Below are 1,001 nucleotides of genomic sequence, written 5' to 3'. Positions count from 1 at the left end.
CGAAGGTACAGATACGCCGCGTACAGGAACCACATCGCCAGCGAGACAGGGACCTTCGGGTCGCCGTGGGACAGCAGCTCGCGTCCGGTCGAGAGCAGCCAGGCGACGCCCGTGAGGAGCCCCAGAGTCAGCAACGGGAAGCCGAATACGACGAAGCGAAAGCGGAAGAGATCACCCCGAAAATCAATCTCATCGGACCGCTCACCTTTCTCGCCCTGGGCCGGAGCGTCGATATCCGGTTCGACCGTTTCACGCACTTCGACGCGATACTGCGGACCTACGGGCAGATCCTCGAAACCCTCGCCGGACTCGACGAAACGGTCACGGTCCAGATCGACGAGCCGATCCTCGTCACCGGCCCGGATTCGCGGATGCTCAGCCTGCTGCGTATCGCCTACGACCGGCTCGCCGCGACGGCGGAGAACCTGACCCTTTATGTCGCCACCTATTTCGAACACGCCTGTGAAGCGGCGGAAGTACTCGCCCACACACCCGTCGACGGTATGGCGCTCGACTTCGTCCACGGTCCCCGCAACCTCGACGCGCTCGATGCCCTCGCACGTTCCGGAAAAACGCTCATCGCCGGTGTCGTCGACGGCCGGAACGTCTGGAAGAACGACATCGATGCCACCGTTTCGCTGCTCGAAACGATCCGGGAACGTTTCCCCGCGGAGAACATCCTCGTCTCGACCTCCTGTTCGCTGCTGCACGTCCCCTACAGCCTCGAAGCCGAAACGGCGCTCGATCCCGAAGTCCGCGACTGGCTCGCTTTCGCGAACGAAAAGCTCGCCGAGGTCTCTCTCGCGGCGGCCTGCTTCGGTGGACGATCCCTGAACGGGACGCAACGCGCGGCACGCGACGCCAACCGCGACGCCCTGCGTTCACGGCGGCATTCGGAACGCACCTGCGATCACACCGTCCGTTCACGGGCCGCCGAACGGACGGACGCTTCGAGGGAACTGCCGTACGAAGAGCGGATCGTACGCCAGCACGAAGCCCTC

2 pseudogenes are annotated in these 1,001 nt (G+C 64.3%); one reads left to right on the top strand and one right to left on the bottom strand.

The annotated features are described in order from the left end of the window. A pseudogene (locus AC30RD_RS09990) lies at positions 1 to 125 on the bottom strand (hypothetical protein); the annotation flags it as partial. On the opposite strand from AC30RD_RS09990, the pseudogene AC30RD_RS09985 reads away from it, so the two are divergent. Continuing rightward, positions 66 to 1,001 (top strand): annotated as a pseudogene (locus tag AC30RD_RS09985) (5-methyltetrahydropteroyltriglutamate--homocysteine S-methyltransferase); the annotation flags it as partial. The pseudogenes AC30RD_RS09990 and AC30RD_RS09985 overlap by 60 nt on opposite strands.

Source organism: Nitrosophilus sp., from assembly GCF_982775275.1.
This window is presented reverse-complemented; position numbering and strand designations above follow the sequence as displayed.